Origin of the sequence: Brevibacillus sp. NL20B1 (assembly GCF_018195675.1) — a bacterium.
Taxonomy (GTDB): Bacteria; Bacillota; Bacilli; order Brevibacillales; family Brevibacillaceae; genus Brevibacillus; species Brevibacillus aydinogluensis.
In genome coordinates, this window is sequence record NZ_JAGTPT010000015.1 from 25,337 (window position 1) to 43,621 (window position 18,285).

Consider the following 18,285-nt stretch of genomic DNA (forward strand, 5'->3'; position numbering starts at 1 on the left):
GAGCTCGCTTGGCCCATCCCGCCATGCGATGCCCATTGTCTTCCGCTTCGGTTGATGAATGGGCAGGCCTTTCGGCCTGAAAATCATTTTTAAAGTCCGTAGTGCGTTCCACCGGCCGCAGCCGATCATTTGATGCCAACGGTAAAGTCCCCATTCAGTTTCGCGGGATAATCGGACAGGGTAAATCGATACGTTGATGGAACACCCTTTTCTGTTTTCCGCTTGAACAGTTCGCCAAAATACTGGACGCCGCCGTACGCGTAGGAAGTCCCCTGAACATGCTCGTACTCGTTGCCCCGGTCGTCATACAAATCCCGGACTAACGGGTGAAGCTGGTGAAGATCGCCCTCCTCCACCCTCAGCGCGAGGTCCAGCCCCACCACGTCTTCGTTCTGCCGCAGGGCTTCCACCCGCAGTCTGTCGTCCGGCGCCTGCAGCAGCCGGCCGGTTTTCGCGTCGATGACCACGTGCAAGTTCTCCTTGTCCAGGGCCCGGATGCCGTCGGCTGTGACATACAGCTTTTCCGGCGGGGTAAAGTAGCTGCTCTCCAGGTAGTAGACCACGCTGTCCTCATCGACCGAATGGCTGGATACGCCGTTTCCCCAGAAGGCGAATGACTCCCCTTTTTCATTGACCAGACGAAGGTTGTCAAAGCCGAAGATGCGCTTGCTGTTTTTCGGGTCGAAGCGGATGGCCACCTCCGTCTGCGTCGGATAGACGGTGACGCGCTCCACCGTGATGGCCTGACCGTCCACGATCACGGTTTTGTTGACGGGATATACTTTTTCTGTCAGGTCGGCATATGTGGACTTGTCGATCGGGATGTCCACGGACAAGGGTTCCCATACCTGATTGTCTACGGACAGGGTGACCTTGGCGGTGATGCGGTCCGGGATCGGGACGTCATCTTGCCAGTAGACATCCAGTTTGTTTTGGCTCACGACCGCCTCCTTGTCAGCAGGCTTGTGTGACCAGGAAAAGCCTGCCTTCAACTGGTTTCCCTCCGGATCGTACAGTTCCAATTTTTCCAGCTTCGTCACATGTCCCGGCTCCGCATTCTTGATCGTGTACACAATCAGCATCCGTTTTTGGTCCATCAACACCTGATCCACCGTAAAGCTCACCTTGCCGCGGACGGCCGACCGGCCAACCTGCTGCGTCAAACCGTGCTGGGCCGCCATCTGCAGTCCCTTGTCGTACTGGATCAGCTCCACCAGCGGCTTCAAGCCGGGAACGCGGCTGACGTAGGCGGCGACGGCTGGGGAGAGGCGGATGGAGAAGACCAGCCCCAGCATCAGCACGCAGGCGGTCAGCGCAGACCAGCCAATCCGGTGCAGCCGCTGCGTGCGCATCTGCCGCCGCCGGGCTTCTGCCATGCCGGCCATGATGTAACGATCTGCCTGTTCCGGGACCGCCACATGCTGGTACCGCTCCCTGATCTCGGACAGCTGCTGTTCCGTTTGCTCCCAGTCACGCACCGTGATCACCATCCTTTTCCCAGATCTTCGCGCAGGGCGCCGAGCGCTTTGTGCAGCCACGTCTTGATTGTGCCTTCCGGGTGACCGAGCAGGGAGGCAATTTCCCGGATGGTCAAATCTTCAAAGTACTTCAATATGATCACCTGGCGCTGGACCGGAGCCAGGCGGGACAGAGCCTCGTCGATCTGCAGCCGGCTGTCGGTGTCCTCCACATGGGCGGCCTCCCGCTCGGTCGGCTCCAACTGCCAGCGCCGCTTTCGCTTTTGCTCGTCAATGCAGGTGTGAATCATGATCCGTGTCAGCCAGGTGGAGACGTAGGCGGGAGTTTTCAATTTGGAGAGCTTCAGGTAGGCTCGACAGGTCACTTCCTGCAGCGCTTCCAGGGCGTCCGTCTCGTTGCGGAAAAAGGCGTAAGCCACCCTGTACAGTTTTTCCTTGTGTGCGCGAATCAATTGGTAAAACGCGTCGTCGTCTCCGCGCTGCGCGGCCGCGACAAGCTGTTCCAGGTTCACGTCAACCCCTCCCGTCTTATTAGACGCCCGGGAGCGGCAAACGGTTTTGCCTGCGCGTGGTTGATCCGCTGTCCAGATTGAACCGTTGCGGAGGGGCGGGAAAAGGCCGAGCAGTGGCTGCGCCGCTTCACACAAACGTGCAGTAAGTGGCAGCCAGGTTTCTCCGCGGTGGAGATGTTGGCGGGCAGGAGATACTAGCATGAGGAGGGAACCAGCCATGGAAACGATGACGTTGGACAAGGCGAAAGCAACGGCCGGCAGCGATCCCAACCTGTTTGAGCCCGATTTCGTCTTCTTTGAACCGGCCGCGCTGGACTATCCGCTGGGCCGGGAACTGTACCGGCGGTATCAACAACAAGGCCTGCCTATCCGGATGACGACCAGTCACAATCAGGTGCGCGGCATTCCGGGAGAGACAGAGGTGCAACAGTACCGCAATGCCAAGCGGACCTTGGTGGTGGGCGTGCGGAGGACACTGAAGTTCGAGCAGTCCAAGCCGTCTGCCGAGTACGCCCTGCCGCTTGCCACCGGCTGCGCTGGCCACTGCCATTACTGCTACCTGAACACCAACATCGGCACCAAGCCGTACATCCGCGTCTACGTCAACACGGACGAAATCTTTGCCCAGGCCGAGCGGTACATCCGCGAGCGAGCTCCGCAGATTACCCGGTTTGAGGCCGCTTGTACGTCAGATCCGGTCGGTATCGAGCACATTACCGGCAGTCTGAAGCGGGCCATCGAGTTTTTCGGCGATCAGCCGCTGGGGAGGCTGCGGTTCGTCACCAAGTTTCATCATGTAGACTCCCTGCTCGACGCCCGACACAACAAGCATACCCGCTTTCGCTTCAGCATGAATGCGGACTACGTGATCAAGAACTTTGAACCCGGCACGTCCAGTTTTGAACAGCGACTGGAAGCGGCCGGAAAAGTGGCCCGGGCCGGCTACCCCCTCGGCTTCATTCTGGCGCCGCTGTACCGCTTTGACGGATGGGAAGCGGGCTACACCGATCTGCTGGAGAGGCTACGGCAGCAGTTGGCACCGGAGGCATTGGAGGACCTGACGTTTGAGCTGATCCAGCACCGCTTTACCACCGTGGCCAAGAAGCTCATCTTGCAGCGATATCCCAAAACCCGCCTGGAGATGAATGAAGCCGATCGCAAATACAAGTGGGGGAAGTACGGCAGAGGCAAATACGTCTATCCGGACGAACAGGCCAAGGAACTGCAAACCCACCTGGAGCAGGAAATTGCCCGGCTGTTTCCGCAGGCCAAAATCGAGTACTTTACCTGACGCCGCCGAAGATCGATCGAGCATGCACGGCCGGCCTGGGAGCACGCCCGGCCGGCCTTCAGGCAGTATGCTGCCCATGTTTCCCAAGTGAATCGAATCTTTTCGACAAACCATGACCGTCCATGCTACAATATGGAGTGCTCTCATATCGTGGGAAAGGATTTGTACATAGTCATGAAACCCATTTTGCTTACCGTCGAGGGGCCGATCGGTATCGGCAAAACATCGCTGTCCCGGGAAATCAGCAAGGCTTTCGGGTTGCGGCTGTTGGAAGAGATCGTCTACGAGAATCCGTTTCTGGGGAAATTTTACGAAAACATCGCGGAGTGGAGTTTCCAATTGGAGATGTTTTTTCTTTGCAACCGCTACAAGCAGCTGCAGGACATCCGCTCCCAGTACCTGCAGCAGGGCGTGTCCGTCGTGTCCGATTACAACATTTTCAAGAACACGATCTTTGCCAAAAGGACCCTTGACGGCGAAAATTTGCCAAAGTATTTAAAGATTTACGACATTCTCACCGAAGGCCTGCCGCAAGCCAACCTGGTCGTCTACCTGACCGCTTCGATCGACACCGTCATGAAGCGGATCAAGATGCGCGACCGGGACGTGGAGCGCAACATGGATGTGGGGTACATGAAAAACCTGATCGCCGATTACGACGAATTTATGAAAGCGTTTGAACAGCGTCATCCCGATACGCCGGTGATCAAGTTTCGCTGCGACGATCTGGATTTTGTGCACAGGCCGGAGGATCTTGCCTACGTGCTCGGTCAGATCGGGCCGCAGATCAGGGCGCTGCAGGAATCGTGAGCGATTCCGCAGACCAACCGCAACTACAGGAGAAGGAGTTACGTCATGTCAGGATTCAGGAACAGCCATCTTCGCGAAAAATACGGCATACCGAGTAACGCGGTGATTACCATTGGCGGAACGGTCGGGGTGGGCAAGTCCACGTTTACGCGCGCGCTGGCGGAGCTGTTGGGCTTCCGCGTCTCCGTGGAAAAGGTGGACAACAATCCATATCTGGGCCGCTTTTACGAGGACCTCTCGCGCTGGGGCTTTCACCTCCAGATTTTCTTTCTGGCGGAGCGCTTCAAGGAACAGAAGCGCATGTTTGAATACGGCGGGGGGTTCGTTCAGGACCGTTCGATTTACGAGGACACGGGCATCTTTGCCCGCATGCTGTACGAACAGGGGCACATGACCGAGGAAGATTACCAGACCTACTCCCAGCTTTTTGAAGCGATGGTGATGACCCCGTACTTTCCTCATCCCGACCTGTTGATTTATCTGGAGGGCAGTTTTGAGGAGATTCTCAGCCGGGTAAAGGAGCGGGGGCGGCCGATGGAACAGCGCACCCCGATCGAGTACTGGCGGGATTTGTACGAACGGTACGAAGCCTGGATTTGCTCGTTTTCCGCCTGTCCTGTCCTGAGGATCAACATCAACGAGTACGACGTGGTGGCCGACCAGTCCTCGGTGGAAGTGGTCCTGTCCCGGGTGGCGGAAAAAATCCGCCTGGGTCGGTCGTTCCGCCGCTAGGCCGCGAAGTGATCCCCCTGACGGCGTGTGTCATGCCGCGTCCAGGGGGATTTTTTTACAGCGGATCGGCGCGATTGTCAGTCCGTAGGACCTGTACTGTCGCGAAGGGCGAGGTTCTCCGCATTGCGCTGCACTTCGAGGTGAGCGAATGGGCTTTGGACCAATCCGGCTGTGGTATAATAGTGGCATCTTGGAAATCAAAGGAGCTCAGAAATGGCAGAAGATTGGTTTGAACGCAGCTTTCGTGAAGATTACGTGCTGGTGTATCAACACCGCGACGATGCTTCGGCAGACGAGGAGATCGCCAATCTGCTGGAGCGGCTGCCGATCAAGCGCACGGGCAGGGTGCTGGACCTCTGCTGCGGGAGCGGACGTCACTCGCGAGCGTTGGCCCGCCGGGGATACGACGTGGTCGGGGTGGATTTGTCGTCTGTCCTGCTGCAGTTGGCAGAGGAGCAGAACTCATTTCCCAACCTGCGTTTTTACCGCTACGACATGCGCCACATCCCGTTTCGGGAAGAGTTTGACATCGTCGTCAACCTGTTTACCAGCTTCGGTTATTTTACCTCCGACGCGGAAAACGAACAGGTGGTCCACAACATGGCCGCCGCATTGAAACCGGGCGGTGAAGTCGTCATTGATTACCTCAATCCAGCCTACGTCAAGGCTCATCTTGTGCCGCGCTCGACGAAAGAGGTCACCGGTTTGTTCATTGAGGAAGAGCGCTGGATCGAAGACGGGTTTGTCAAAAAGCGGATCGTCGTCAACGATGCGGAGCAGTCCGAGCCCCGCATCTATCTGGAGCAGGTGCGCCTGTTCTCCGTGGAAGAGATGACGGCCATGCTGCGCCGGGCCGGTTTTGAACGGATCGAAATTTACGGCGATTACGAATTCCGGCCGTACGCAGCGGAAACGTCACCGCGCATGATTTTCTACGCCCATAAGTGTCAGGCGACGAGCTGATCAGCGTGACTAACCGGACGTGTCAGTGAATAAGATGGTGATAATTCCGTTCACTGAACGAAGGGGGCGTGCTGATGACCAGACTGACACTGGAACAGGTGAAAGTGTACATGAACAAAGTGCCCGGCTGGAGGCTGGTGGAAGACCGGATGGCGTTGGCCCGCACGTACCACTGTGCCGATTTTGCTTCCGCCGTCAGCTTTGTCAACCGCGTGGCGGAGCAGTTGGAACACGACAGCCAGCATGTGGAAATCCTCATCTCCGGCGGGGCGGTCACGTTTACGCTGACGACCCGGGACGCGAAAGGACTGACGGGTAAGGATTTTGCCCTCGCCCAGACGATCAGCAAGTTTAGCTAGAACGGCAGTTGCGCCGCCCTGTTCATCCGGGCGGCATTTTTGTTTGGCGGCTGGGTCTGGTAAGATGGGGTTGTGCACATAATGAAACGGAGGGAGTCACATGGATATTCACCAGCACGCTCAGTTGATTGCGGTTCTGGAAAAGGACTTTCGCGGGCAGGCGGCCGAGATTCAGTTTACCCAGTGGGACAGTGACGGCGAAGACGAGGAAGTGACGCAGTTTCGCGGTGAGTTGAGTGACGTGCGGCTGTCGGACAACGAGTTTGGGGAAAAGGATTTGCAGATGTCGTTTGCGATTGACGGCGACCAGGTCGTGGACATCCTCATGGAGATTCCAGCAGATGAAGAGGATTTGGCCGCTTTTGTCGACGGGCGTCTTTCCATTTTCGGCACGGAAGCTGAGATCGTCCTGAAACGATAAGAAACCGGCTGTTCTGTACACTTGCAATAAACGGCCAGTTTGGCTGCATGCGACAGGAGGCAGGAAATGGCGGATGATCACGATGGTCACGCGCTTGAAACCTGTGTGCATTGTGGTATGATGAGAACGTCAACTAGAGTTGATTGGCAAAGGAGCAACAGCGATGAAAGCTAAGACGACAAAAGAGTCCCGAACCATCCAGGCTTCTCTGGTACTGCCGTCCGATACCAACTATCACAATACGATGTTTGGCGGGAAAATGATGTCCTATATCGACGAAGTGGCAGCCATTGCCGCCATGCGCCACTGCCGTCGGCCGGTCGTCACCGCATCCATCGACTCCATCGACTTTTTGACCCCTGTCAAGATGGGCCAATCCATCTGCCTGGAGGCGATCGTCTCCTCGACGGGTACGACGTCGATGGAAGTGTTTGTGAAAATCATATCCGAGAACTTGATGACCGGGGAGCGTGCCCTGACTGCTACCTCGTTCCTGACCTTCGTCGCTCTCGACGAAGACGGCAAGCCGACACCGGTTCCGCCGGTCATTCCGGAAACAGAAGAGGAAAAGTACCTGTTTGAGACCGCCGAAGAGCGGAAGCAGATGCGCAAGGAACGAAAGCGCAGCACGGAAGCGTTCGTCGGCCAGTTAAACATCAAGAAAAACATTTGACCCGCATTGTCACAGCAGAAAAAACCCCGCGGATGTTCATCACATCCGGCGGGGTTTTGTTGTGTCATCTGTGGATGCTGTTCTCATTTGTGTCAACAGGATCGCGTCGGAGGGGCGGGGAAAGACCTCGCCTGTCTCATGACCTTCTCACTCCACAAAACGCTTTCGGATCTCCGGTGTGGGCAGCAGGCATTGTTCCTTTCGTCCAAACCAGCGATAGCGGTTGCGGGCAATCCAGTTGTACACACAGTCCCGTACAGGACGGGGAATCATTAGTCCCAGCGAGGAGAGCAGAGGCCACCACCCGTTCAGCTTGCGGCCGACGCGAAGGATTGCGTCAGAGCGGGTGTACAGCCGGTCTCCATCGATCAGCACGACGGTGCGCAGCTCGTCTGCGAGAAAGCTGTGTCCGGCGAGCAGATGGCGGGCTGTCTCCGACTGAAGCGAAGCGAAGCGGATCTGTCCGGCTGGATCGCGCGGGATGATAAACCGGACAGCGCCGTGGCAGAGGTTGCAGACGCCGTCAAACAGCAGGATGACTTCCGAGCGGGGCGGCTTGTTCATCGTAAGCGCCTCCTGTCACGTAAAATCGGTGCGAAAGAGGAGGGGCATGAACGTGTCAGGCCAACCGCAGACGGCATCATCTGGTTGCGAGCCGCCGCAGTTTCCTCCCCCTTTCAGCATACCAGATCTGCGGCTGCTTCTCCATTGTCTGGAAACGATGGAGGCGGTTTCATAAAACCTTACCAGACCAGCACACCGCTTCGGATCAGCTCTTCTGCTTTGGCCATGTCGACGTGCATCTCCCGGTCTTCCGTCAGGCGCGGAATTTCGCGACGGATGAGCTCATAGGCCCGCTGTGTGCCCTCTCCCAATCGGCCGCTGCCAAACTCGATTGCCTGGGCAGCCGCCAGGTATTCGATCGCCAGCACCTTGGCCGTATTGGCGACAACGGTGCGCAGTTTGCGCGCAGCTGTCGTGCCCATGCTGACGTGATCCTCCTGGTTGGCTGAGGAGGGGATCGAGTCGACTGAAGCGGGATGGCACAAGACCTTGTTCTCCGAGACGATCGACGCCGCAGCGTATTGGGTGATCATGAACCCGGAGTGCAGTCCGCCGTGTTCCGTCAAAAAACCGGGCAGACCGCTGAGCTGCGGATTGACCAGCCGTTCTGTTCGCCGTTCGGAAATGTTGGCCAACTCGGCGATCGCAATGGCGAGAAAATCGGCTGCCAGCGCCATGGGCTGACCGTGGAAGTTGCCGCCCGAGATCACCTCTCCGGTGTCGGAGAAGAGGATGGGATTGTCGGTAACGCTGTTGCATTCCCGTGTGACGGCCGTCCAGACGTATTCCAGTGCGTCGCGCGTCGCTCCGTGGACCTGGGGAATGCAGCGAAGGCTGTACGCGTCCTGGACGCGCAGTTCGCCCGGAGCGGTTGTTCGTTCGCTGCCGTGCAGGTGAGCCAGCAGCCGGCGCGCTGACTCCTGCTGCCCCGGATGCGGGCGGGTGAGATGGAGCTGCGGATCAAACGCTTTCGGGATGCCGCGCAGCGCCTCCACGGTCATCGCGGCGATCACCTCGGCGCTCTCCATCAGGATGCGGGCGTCATGCAGGGCGATGGCGAGCAAGGCTGTCATCGCCTGCGTGCCGTTGATCAGTGCCAATCCTTCCTTGGCCTCCAGGCGGATCGGCTCCAGGCCGGCGGCTTGCAGTGCCTCTGCGCCGGACAGGCGCTTGCCCTGATATTCCGCTTCTCCCTTGCCCAACATCACCAGCACCATGTGGGCGAGCGGGGCGAGGTCCCCGCTGGCGCCGAGTGATCCCTGTTGGGGGATGATGGGGTGGACGCCACGATTGCACATCTCGACCAACAATTGCAGCGTTTCTTCTCTTATGCCGGAATACCCTTTGGCCAGCGCGTTGATGCGCAGGGCCATGATCGCCCGGACCACCTCTGCCGGATAGGGCTCCCCCATGGCGCAGGCGTGGCTGACAATCAGGTTTTCCTGCAGTTGGTGAATGTCCGCGTCGGGAATGACGACGTCGGAAAATTTGCCAAAACCGGTGGTAATGCCGTACACCACGCGACGTTCCCGCACCATGCGGTCCACCAGGGAGCGGGAGCGGCGGACCTGTTCTGCCGCTTCGGGGGTGAGTTGGATTTTTGCCCCGCAGCGGGCAATGGCTGTCACCTGATCAATCGACAAATGATTGCCATCCAGAAAAATGACGGTTTGTTGATTGCTCATGTTTGTCCTCCTTTTACCAATTAGTGTGTCATGCACATGGTTTTTTCTGCGTTAGCAAAGCAGAGAACAAAAAGGAAGAGGGGATAGGATGTTTGATCCTATCCCCTCTTTCAGGGTATCTATGCAGTTGGCAAAACGTGCGAGACGCCCGCCTGGCATGCGTTTCCCTACTTTCTGTCCTCTCGAATATTTAGATGATTTCATCTTTTTTAATTGTACCTGATCGAGACAAGCAGTCAAGGGGGAATCCCGTCACGGCGTTTGCTCGGCAAAGGCAAAAAACGGGCTCAGCTAATTCGGTATAAGTAGGCAGGTGTCGTTTCTCGGAGAGGGTGAATGTCATACCATGTACTGTGCGATTTTACCAGAAAGGATGTGTGACTGTGGAGAAACGACGCAAGATTCCGCCGATGCCTCCGGCGATGCCAATGCCCAAACGGAAGCCGAAGGAAAAGCCGCTGCCACATATGCCGTCGCCGAACATGCCGTCACCGAACATGCCGTCGCCAAACATGCCGTCGCCGAACATGCCGTCGCCGAACATGCCGTCGCCGAACATGCCGTCACCGAACATGCCGTCGCCGAACATGCCGTCGCCGAACATGCCGTCGCCGAACATGCCGTCGCCGAACATGCCGTCGCCGAATATGCCATCGCCCAACATACCGAGGAGACCACCGTGTGTTCGGCCCAACGTGCCCTTCAGGCCGCCGAACGTCAGCCCCAATATGCCGCACCCGCCCAGTTCCGAATGGCGCAGGCATGACAGAAGGAGGGGCAGCGACCGCGATTGGGAAAAATTCTATTACCACCAGGAGCGGATGCATCACTACAAGCAAAGATGCGAGCAGTACCGTCATCATCGCCGAAAATACGGCAAGTACTACGAACTGTACTCGCACCACAAACGGAGAATGCGCCACTACTACGAACGCTGCATGTATGAGAGCACGGGTTGCAGTTCGTGCGGATGCGACTCGTCGTCCTACCGCTCCAGTTCCAGTTGCGGCTGCGGCTGCGGTGGCCGGTGCCGCTCCTAAACAAATAATACGCAGAGACGCCGTTCCCAGTGAGCGGCGTTTTTGCGTGACGCGCTCCTGCATGAAGCGGTTCGTTTGGGGAAACCTATCTGCCAAACGAATCAACGAATCATCAAAGGAGACTGGAAATGGAGCACTACTTGTCAGAGCAGTATCGGGAAGGATTGCAGGCGTTTGGACGAATGATGCCCGAAGCGCTGAACGCTTATAACCGGTTTACCAGCGAGTGTTTTTCCCCTGGCGAGCTGTCGTCAAAGGAGAAGCACCTGATGGCACTCGGCATCTCGCTGTTCGCCGGAAATGAGCACTGCATTGTCTATCACCTGGAAGCGGCGCTGGCGGAAGGCGCGAGCGAACGAGAAATTACCGAGACTGTGGCAGTGGCAGGGGCGTTCGGTGGGGGGACGACGCTGTCGCACGGCGTCATATTGATCCATGAGGTCATGGAAGAAAAAAAGCTCAGCGTGTAGACAAAGTACGTGGCGCATGGGTGATCGGGACCGCTCGCTCTCTTGACGACCAGCAAAGAAAGTAGATAGCGTCCGCTTCAAAACGCGACGCGGGCAGGGGGCAAACATCTGGGTATTTCGAGGAAGTGAGACCTGTACCCCCTGTCTTCCCCGCGTCTTTCGTTTTTCCGCTGGGCAGGTCGTCAAAGGAGCTCGCTTGGTCCATCACTCCATGCCATGTCCTTTTTCTCCACCTTCGGTTGATCGGTGTGCAGGCCTTGCCAACCTCCATGCAACCTCCACGATAAAAAAGCACGTTGTCTTCAGTTTGTGCGGAGCAGCCCGACAGGGGCTGCTCTGCTTTTATGTAAAAATATGGGATTGTCTGCTTGGCTCACTTCTCAGGTATAGCCGGTCAAATGGCACGTACAATGTACTAATCGCTGCACAAGCTGTAGAAATGTCGTGCCGAGAGGAGGAATGGCAGTGACGAACGGATTGCAGGATCAGTGGAATCACTGCTGGATCAACGGGGAGAAACACTGCCTGCCGACTGCGCTGGACGTGACGAATCCCGCGACGGGAGAGATGGTCGGCAGGGTGCCGCTGGGAGGCGAACGAGAAGCGCGGCTGGCCGTCGATGCGGCGGCACAGGCCTTTCCGCAATGGGCTCAGCTTCCAGCCCAAACGCGCGCCGGTTACCTCATGGAGTGGGCCGAGCGGATCGTCCGGGACCGGGACGTGCTGGCGGAACTGTTGACAGCGGAACAGGGCAAGCCGCTGGATGAAGCGCGTGACGAGCTCGAAGGTGCCGCTGCGTTTATCCGCTGGTACGCCGAAGAGGGAAAACGCGCATACGGTGAGGTGATTCCCGCCTCCAGACACCAGCAGCGCATCATGGTGCTGCGCCAGCCCGTAGGTGTAGCCGCGCTGATCACGCCGTGGAACTACCCGGCCGCGATGGTGGCGCGCAAAATGGCTCCGGCGCTCGCGGCGGGATGCACCGCAGTGCTGAAGCCGGCACGGCAGACGCCGTTGATTGCCGTAGCGCTGTTCGATCGTCTGATGGAGACGGGGCTGCCCGCCGGAGCGGCCAACCTGGTGACGGGCGCGGCCGATGCGATTGGCGGCACGTGGCTGTCTGACTCCCGTGTACGCAAAATTTCGTTTACCGGCTCTACGGAAGTGGGCAAGCAGTTGATGCGCAGGGCGGCCGACCAGGTCAAGCGGCTTTCGCTGGAACTGGGCGGAAACGCCCCGGTGATCGTCTTTCCCGATGCCGATCTGGAGCGGGCAGCCGAAGCCATCGTCGCCAACAAGTTTGAAAATGCCGGACAGATGTGCAACGGGATCAACGTCATTTACGCCCACCAGGAGATCGCAGACGCGCTGACCGAGCGGATCGTCGCCCGGGTGCGCCATTTGCGGGTGGGTGCGGGGACGGAACCGTGCGTGCAGGTGGGGCCGCTGATCGACGAGAACGCCGTTCACCGGGCAGAGCAGTTGGTGGCGGACGCCCGTGAAAAAGGCGCGCGCGTCCTGACGGGCGGTTACCGGCTGACGGCGGGGGCGTATGCTCGCGGCCATTTCTTTGCACCCACCGTGCTGGACGGCGTCACCCGTGCCATGGCCGTCACCCGCGAGGAAATTTTCGGCCCGATTGCCCCCATTGTCCGTTTTGCATCAGAGGAAGAGGTGCTCCGCTGGGCCAACGAGACCCCGTACGGGTTGGCAGCGTACGTCTTCACGCGCGATTTGGGCCGCTCCTGGCGGATGAGTGAAGCGCTGGAGTTTGGCATGGTGGCGGTAAATGGCACGTCGCTCAGCGTTCCGCAGGCGCCGTTCGGCGGGATCAAGGAAAGCGGCGTTGGGCGCGAAGGCGGGCATCACGGCTTGGCCGAATTCATGGACGTCAAATACGTTGCTTTGACACTGCCTGATTGAGAGGGGAAGGTCAACCTGACGATGCCATAGAGAGGAGTGGGTATCGATGACGGAATCAGCAAGAGGACTGCTGAGCGTGGAAGAATTGGAGCACGCCATGCGCAGAGGCGAGATTGACAATTTGATGATCGCCATCGTCGACATGCAGGGACGTCTGATGGGAAAGCGGTTGACGGCCGATTACTGCCTGCGCAGCGGTCTGCGCAAAGGGACGCACTTTTGCACCTACCTGTTGGGGACCGATATGGAGATGAATACGCCGCCCGGCTACGCGCTGATGAACTGGGAGAGCGGGTATGGCGATTGGCTGGCGATGCCTGACTGGAGCACGCTTAGAATCGTGCCCTGGCAGGAGAAGACGGCACTCGTCCTGGCCGACGCAGTGGATGAACAGACCGGCCAGTTGATTCCCATCGCGCCGCGCAGTGTGCTGAAACAGCAGCTGAAAAAAGCGGCAAAGCTGGGATTCAGGCCGTTCATGGCGAGCGAACTGGAGTTTTACCTGTTCCGGCAGACGTACGAAGAGATTCATCGCGGCGGGTACGAGGAGCTGCAGCCGGCCGGCCATTACAACGAGGACTACAATCTGCTGCAGGGAACGAGAAATGAACACATTTTACGGAAAATTCGGAATCTGATGCTGGCAGCGGGCATTCCCGTCGAATCGTCCAAGGGAGAAGCGTATGTCGGCCAGCACGAGATTAACATCCACTATGCGGATGCGCTGCAGTCGGCCGACTGGCACGTGCTGTTCAAGCACGGGGCAAAGGAAATCTGCATCCTGGAAGACTGCGCCGTTACGTTTATGGCCAAACCCCACCACCAGTGGACCGGCTCCAGCGGCCACCTGCACCTCAGCTTGTGGGATGCAGACGGCAGGTCCAATCTGTTTTTTGATGACCAGAGCCAGCCGTACGGCATGTCGGCGCTGATGCAGCATTTCCTCGCCGGAGTGATGGCCCACGTACGGGAGTTTTCGCTTTTCTATGCGTCGACAGTCAACGCGTACAAGCGTTATGCCCCGGATAGCTGGGCACCGGTGCACGCAGTGTGGAGCCGCGACAACCGTACCGCCGGTTTCCGCATCGTGGGTGAGGGCAGCAGCCTGCGGATCGAGTCGCGGATTCCGGGCGCGGACATCAACCCGTATCTGGCGTACGCAGCGATGATCGGATCAGGTCTGCTCGGCGTGGAGGAAAGGCTGCCGCTGCCAGGGGAGTGGCGGGGCAACGCCTACTTGGCCGAGGGCGTTCCGCGGGTGCCGTACTCGCTTTACGAGGCGATGAATTTGTGGCGGGAGAGCGAAGCGGTTCGCCGCGTATTTGGCGAAACGGTTGCCGAGCACTACTACAACATGGCCCGGGTGGAACAGCAGGCGTTCAACACCGTGGTGACGGCGTGGGAGCGGGCCCGTTATTTCGAACAGGGATGAGGAGGAGGCAAATATGCGTTTGCAGGACAAAGTGTGCGTCATCACCGGAGCAGGCAGCGGCATGGGACAAACGGCGGCAGCCATGTTTGCGGCTGAAGGAGCCAAGGTGGCCGTCTTTGAAATCAGCGAATCGGCTGGCAGGACGACGGTGGAACGGGTACAGGCGGCGGGCGGCGACGCGTCGCTGTTCGTCTGCGATGTGGCTGACGAGGAGAGTGTCAAGGCGGCTGTAAACGCCACCCTGGAGCGGTATGGCAGGATTGACGTTCTGTACAACAATGCGGGGATCATGCCTGCGGAGGATCACTCCGTCCTGGATACGCCCGTCGAGGTGTGGGACCGCGTGATGGCCGTCAACGTGCGCGGCACGTTTCTGATGTGCAAGCACGTGATTCCGGCGATGATCCGGCAGGGCAAAGGCTCGATTATCAACATTGCCTCATTTGTGGCCTTCATGGGCTGCAGCGTCCCGCAGGATGCCTACACCGCTTCCAAAGGGGCGGTCGTTTCGCTGACGCGCTCACTGGCCATCCAATTCCGTCCCAAAGGAGTCCGTGCCAACGCCATCTGTCCCGGTCCGATCGAAACGCCGCTGTTGACCGAATGGCTGGTAAACGACGAAGAGGCCCGGCGCATCCGTCTGAGCCGGCAGCCGTCCGGCCGTTTCGGCAAACCGGAAGACATCGTTCACTGTGCCGTCTATCTCGCCTCCGACGAGTCCGACTGGACCAACGGGGCGATTCTGAACGTGGACGGCGGCATCACTTGCAACTACTTTTAAGCAGCCCGGCTGGTCCGGGACGTTCTTCATAACGACAGGGGGAGGGAAGCGGGATGCTGCTGCTGGGCCTGGTCCTGTTACTGCTGACAATCGGTGTGGCAGTCGCGATCGGCTACCGCGCCAATGAAAGCGTTCGCCGGTTTGACGAAAGCCGGCACGAGAGTTTTATCGGTTCCAACCGGAACACCTGAGCGAAAGGAGGAGTCGCGGATGCAACGAGACAAACAGCAACAGATTCTGGAGGACAAGAAGGACCTGAACAGGTTCGGATATGCCCAGGAACTGCTGCGTGACATGGGGGGATTCTCCAATTTCGCGATTTCGTTTTCCATCATCTCGATTCTCACCGGAGCGGTGTCGCTCTACGGCCACGGCCTTACCTACGGCGGGCCGGGCATGATGGGCTTCGGCTGGACGATCGTCGCCCTGTTCGTCCTGCTGATCGCCGCTTCCATGGCCGAACTGGCCTCCGCCATCCCGACTGCGGGGGCGCTGTACCACTGGGCAGCCATCCTCGCCAACAAGCGCTGGGGATGGTACACCGCCTGGATCAACCTGATCGGCCAGATCGGGATCGTCGCCGGGATTGACTACTCGTTCGCCCTGTTTGCCGATCCGCTTTTGGCCGGCACGTTCGGGTATACGTCCACGGAGACGACGACATTGGTGCTGTTTGGGATCACCCTGCTGCTGCACGGCGTGTTCAATCACATCGGGATTCGCCTAGTGGCCAGGCTGAACGACTTTTCCGCCTGGTACCACATCGGCGTCGTCGTCATTCTGGTAGGCAGCCTGGCCTTCTTCTCCCGGCACGAACTGCAGCCGTTGGACTATCTGTTCCAGGTGGGGCAGACGTTCTCTGACAAACCGTACGCCCTGGCGTTCCTGATCGGTCTGCTGCAGGCGCAGTGGACATTTACCGGCTACGACGCATCCGCCCACACGATCGAGGAAACGATCAACCCGCGGGTTCGCGCCGCCTGGGGCATTTTCAGTTCCGTAGCCTTTTCATTCATCTTCGGATTTGTGATGCTGGCCTTTGTGACTCTCTCCATCAAGGACGCGGCCGCCGCGAGCGGGGCGGAGAACGCCTTTATCTACGTCATCAGCGAAGCGCTGGGCGGGACGTTCGGGACGGCGTTGCTCTGGCTGGTGACGTTTGCGATGTGGTTTTGCGGCCTCTCGTCTGTCACCTCGTTTTCCCGGATGCTGTACGCGTTTTCCCGCGACAAGGGTATTCCGTGGAGCCGCCATTGGGCACAAATCTCCGTCCGGTACCGCACGCCGGCCAAGGCGATCTGGCTGGTGGTTATCCTGTCCTTTGCCCTGGCACTTTTCGACTACATTTTGAAACGGATCAATCCGGATACCAGCTACACCACGCTCGCTTTTCTGACCGCGGTGAGCGTCGTCGGTTTGTACGTTGCCTACGGCATCCCGCTCTACCTGAAACTGCGGGCGGAGGCAAAAGGTCTGTTCCGGCCCGAGCATTACGGCCCGTGGAATCTCGGTACATGGAGCAAGCCGATTAACGTGATCAGTCTCATCTGGATCGTCTTTATCAGCATCGTAATGGTAATTCCGCCCAATCAAAACGCAGGTTTCGCCTTGATCGGCATGTTCCTGCTCCTGCTGGTCATGGATCTGGCCTACTATCGCCGTCACTTCCCGGGGCCGCAGGCAGCGCTCGACACGTCGGAGGAGGAGATTAAGCGACAGGAGTCACGGTTTGAAAAATGAGCGGAAACGACCAGCCCTTCCAATCTTGGAGGGGCTGTTTCTGTGCTGACAGTCATACGTTCAGATGCAATTATGAGAGAATAGAACTATTTTTAGTAAAATGCGAAAATTAGAAATTTACGTCGTTTGGACAAGTGGTCTATAATGAAATTGTTCCCGCATCTTCAAAAATTCGCCAAATAAGGATAAGGGTGTCTTTTCGTGTACTTCCTTGAAAAAAGGCTGGCCAGCCCACCCGGCTTAGGGCGGATTGATGAATGAAGGGAACACACATCGATTTTATCTGTTCATCAATAATGAGGAGGTTATTGTTCGTGAAAAAGGTCGTCACGGTCGCCCTTGCTCTTACCCTCGTGTCCGGCGGCATGCTGTCCGCATCGGTCGGCGCGGCTTCCACCAACGTTCAAACCTCTGCCAACTTCGCGTCGGTTGAAAAGGTCGGTTCCGTCCAGCCGCAAGTTCTTCCTGCCATCGGCGTAGCCGCCCTGACCGGCGTAGCTGCAGGTGTCGGGAAATACGTCGGCGAGAAAGCTGCTGCATGGGCGCACAAAAAGTATCAACAAAGATGGTCCACTGTGCCTCTGCACGCCAACCAAAACCTGGAAGTTGTGTTTGACAACTAAACCCGGTTTGACTGACAAAAAAGAGGGGAGCGTCCGTGTCTAGGACTCTCCCTCTCTTTTCCCTTCTCCAACCTGTCTGGAAAGGTGGTCAATTCGCGTGGAACTCGGCAAATGGCAAAAGCGACTGCTTGTGTGTTTTCCCGTATTGCTGGTTGCCCTGATGCTGTGGCATTTCAGCATGGTCCTGCTGCACGTGATACCGTTTAACCCGCTGACAAACAAATGGCGGCACATCGTCGACAGCTATACCCATCCGCTTTTTTCGCAAAACTGGCACTTGTTTGCTCCCAATCCGGTGAGCCATAACAGAACGATTTACATACAGGCAAAAGTAAAGGACGCCAACGGCAGCCTGGTGGAAAGCGACTGGGTCGACATCACCACCCCGCTGATCACCGCCAACTGGGAAGATCGCTTTTCGCCCATCAACCGCATCATGCGTTTCGGCGGGGGCGCGTTCACGCAGGCGTTTCATCAGGATGACGTGATCAACATGTTTGAAGAAAAGAAACAAAAGCGAAACAAGGAAGATCTGAAGCTCCCCAAAGAGGATCTGGAGCTTCTGGATGAATATCGAAAACAAGGGGTGCACCTGTTGTACCGCTACGGCTTTTCCAATGTACCCAAGTACTTTGCCGGCCAGGACGTGGATTCGATTCGCCTGCGTGTCCTCATCCGCTCCAGCAAGCCGTTTTCGGAACGCCACAATCCCAACTATGAGGTCGAAAGTCAGTACGTGGAGTTTGACTGGAAACGATATGAACCTGTGGTGTCTTCAATCTGATAGA

At 57.9% G+C, this 18,285-nt stretch carries 21 protein-coding genes; 16 read left to right on the forward strand and 5 right to left on the reverse strand.

Annotation, left to right across the window (positions count from 1 at the left end; all coding sequences use genetic code 11):
* Positions 1-125: 125 nt before the first annotated feature.
* Positions 126-1,478, reverse strand: coding sequence for a DUF4179 domain-containing protein (locus KDN35_RS11765; RefSeq protein ID WP_349290978.1), 1,353 nt, complete (start codon positions 1,476-1,478; stop codon positions 126-128).
* Positions 1,479-1,483: 5 nt separating this feature from the next.
* On the reverse strand, positions 1,484-1,990 hold the full coding sequence (locus tag KDN35_RS11770; RefSeq protein WP_171566480.1) for a sigma-70 family RNA polymerase sigma factor: 507 nt from the start codon (positions 1,988-1,990) through the stop codon (positions 1,484-1,486).
* Between the two features lie 217 nt (positions 1,991-2,207).
* Between KDN35_RS11770 and splB the strand changes: the two genes are divergently transcribed.
* The 7 genes from splB to KDN35_RS11805 all read left to right on the forward strand — a co-directional run bounded on the left by splB (position 2,208) and on the right by KDN35_RS11805 (position 7,239).
* Positions 2,208-3,281 (forward strand): spore photoproduct lyase, encoded by a 1,074-nt coding sequence (gene splB / locus KDN35_RS11775; RefSeq protein WP_212132778.1) that lies wholly within the window; start codon positions 2,208-2,210, stop codon positions 3,279-3,281.
* Positions 3,282-3,455: 174 nt separating this feature from the next.
* Positions 3,456-4,091 (forward strand): deoxynucleoside kinase, encoded by a 636-nt coding sequence (locus tag KDN35_RS11780; RefSeq protein ID WP_212132779.1) that lies wholly within the window; start codon positions 3,456-3,458, stop codon positions 4,089-4,091.
* Between the two features lie 45 nt (positions 4,092-4,136).
* Positions 4,137-4,823: a deoxynucleoside kinase gene (locus KDN35_RS11785; RefSeq protein ID WP_171566483.1), complete on the forward strand. Its 687-nt coding sequence runs from the start codon at positions 4,137-4,139 to the stop codon at positions 4,821-4,823.
* Between the two features lie 213 nt (positions 4,824-5,036).
* Complete coding sequence (locus KDN35_RS11790) at positions 5,037-5,786, forward strand: class I SAM-dependent methyltransferase (RefSeq protein ID WP_171566484.1); 750 nt, start codon at positions 5,037-5,039, stop codon at positions 5,784-5,786.
* Positions 5,787-5,860: 74 nt separating this feature from the next.
* Positions 5,861-6,145, forward strand: a complete 285-nt coding sequence (locus KDN35_RS11795; RefSeq protein WP_171566485.1) for a 4a-hydroxytetrahydrobiopterin dehydratase — start codon at positions 5,861-5,863, stop codon at positions 6,143-6,145.
* A 100-nt stretch (positions 6,146-6,245) separates the two neighbouring features.
* Positions 6,246-6,566: a hypothetical protein gene (locus KDN35_RS11800; protein ID WP_171566486.1), complete on the forward strand. Its 321-nt coding sequence runs from the start codon at positions 6,246-6,248 to the stop codon at positions 6,564-6,566.
* Between the two features lie 163 nt (positions 6,567-6,729).
* Positions 6,730-7,239 carry an acyl-CoA thioesterase gene (locus KDN35_RS11805; RefSeq protein WP_171566487.1) on the forward strand — a complete coding sequence of 170 codons (510 nt, stop codon included), beginning with the start codon at positions 6,730-6,732 and terminating at the stop codon, positions 7,237-7,239.
* A gap of 147 nt (positions 7,240-7,386) precedes the next feature.
* Here the strand turns inward: KDN35_RS11805 and KDN35_RS11810 are convergent, their stop codons facing one another.
* The 3 genes from KDN35_RS11810 to KDN35_RS19905 form a co-directional block, all read right to left on the reverse strand.
* A complete protein-coding gene (locus tag KDN35_RS11810; RefSeq protein ID WP_171566488.1) occupies positions 7,387-7,803 on the reverse strand; it encodes a thiol-disulfide oxidoreductase DCC family protein in 417 nt (138 codons plus the stop codon).
* Positions 7,804-7,982: 179 nt separating this feature from the next.
* Entirely contained in the window at positions 7,983-9,488 is a 1,506-nt protein-coding gene (hutH, locus tag KDN35_RS11815; RefSeq protein ID WP_171566489.1) for a histidine ammonia-lyase, read from the reverse strand.
* A gap of 361 nt (positions 9,489-9,849) precedes the next feature.
* Positions 9,850-10,152 (reverse strand): hypothetical protein, encoded by a 303-nt coding sequence (locus KDN35_RS19905; protein WP_249179061.1) that lies wholly within the window; start codon positions 10,150-10,152, stop codon positions 9,850-9,852.
* A gap of 31 nt (positions 10,153-10,183) precedes the next feature.
* Here KDN35_RS19905 and KDN35_RS11825 point away from each other — a divergent pair, with 31 nt between their 5' ends.
* The 9 genes from KDN35_RS11825 to KDN35_RS11865 all read left to right on the forward strand — a co-directional run bounded on the left by KDN35_RS11825 (position 10,184) and on the right by KDN35_RS11865 (position 18,281).
* Positions 10,184-10,528 carry a hypothetical protein gene (locus tag KDN35_RS11825; RefSeq protein WP_212132780.1) on the forward strand — a complete coding sequence of 115 codons (345 nt, stop codon included), beginning with the start codon at positions 10,184-10,186 and terminating at the stop codon, positions 10,526-10,528.
* A gap of 128 nt (positions 10,529-10,656) precedes the next feature.
* Positions 10,657-10,998 (forward strand): carboxymuconolactone decarboxylase family protein, encoded by a 342-nt coding sequence (locus tag KDN35_RS11830; RefSeq protein ID WP_171566492.1) that lies wholly within the window; start codon positions 10,657-10,659, stop codon positions 10,996-10,998.
* Between the two features lie 465 nt (positions 10,999-11,463).
* A complete protein-coding gene (locus tag KDN35_RS11835; protein WP_409978418.1) occupies positions 11,464-12,921 on the forward strand; it encodes an NAD-dependent succinate-semialdehyde dehydrogenase in 1,458 nt (485 codons plus the stop codon).
* 46 nt (positions 12,922-12,967) lie between these two features.
* Positions 12,968-14,353, forward strand: a complete 1,386-nt coding sequence (locus KDN35_RS11840; RefSeq protein WP_212132782.1) for a glutamine synthetase family protein — start codon at positions 12,968-12,970, stop codon at positions 14,351-14,353.
* Between the two features lie 13 nt (positions 14,354-14,366).
* Positions 14,367-15,134, forward strand: a complete 768-nt coding sequence (locus KDN35_RS11845) for an SDR family NAD(P)-dependent oxidoreductase (protein WP_171566495.1) — start codon at positions 14,367-14,369, stop codon at positions 15,132-15,134.
* Positions 15,135-15,187: 53 nt separating this feature from the next.
* Positions 15,188-15,325, forward strand: a complete 138-nt coding sequence (locus KDN35_RS11850) for a hypothetical protein (protein ID WP_171566496.1) — start codon at positions 15,188-15,190, stop codon at positions 15,323-15,325.
* Between the two features lie 19 nt (positions 15,326-15,344).
* Positions 15,345-16,874 carry an amino acid permease gene (locus KDN35_RS11855; protein WP_212132783.1) on the forward strand — a complete coding sequence of 510 codons (1,530 nt, stop codon included), beginning with the start codon at positions 15,345-15,347 and terminating at the stop codon, positions 16,872-16,874.
* A 314-nt stretch (positions 16,875-17,188) separates the two neighbouring features.
* Entirely contained in the window at positions 17,189-17,497 is a 309-nt protein-coding gene (locus KDN35_RS11860) for a hypothetical protein (RefSeq protein WP_171566498.1), read from the forward strand.
* A gap of 97 nt (positions 17,498-17,594) precedes the next feature.
* Positions 17,595-18,281 carry a DUF5819 family protein gene (locus KDN35_RS11865; RefSeq protein WP_171566499.1) on the forward strand — a complete coding sequence of 229 codons (687 nt, stop codon included), beginning with the start codon at positions 17,595-17,597 and terminating at the stop codon, positions 18,279-18,281.
* The last annotated feature ends 4 nt before the right edge of the window (positions 18,282-18,285 follow it).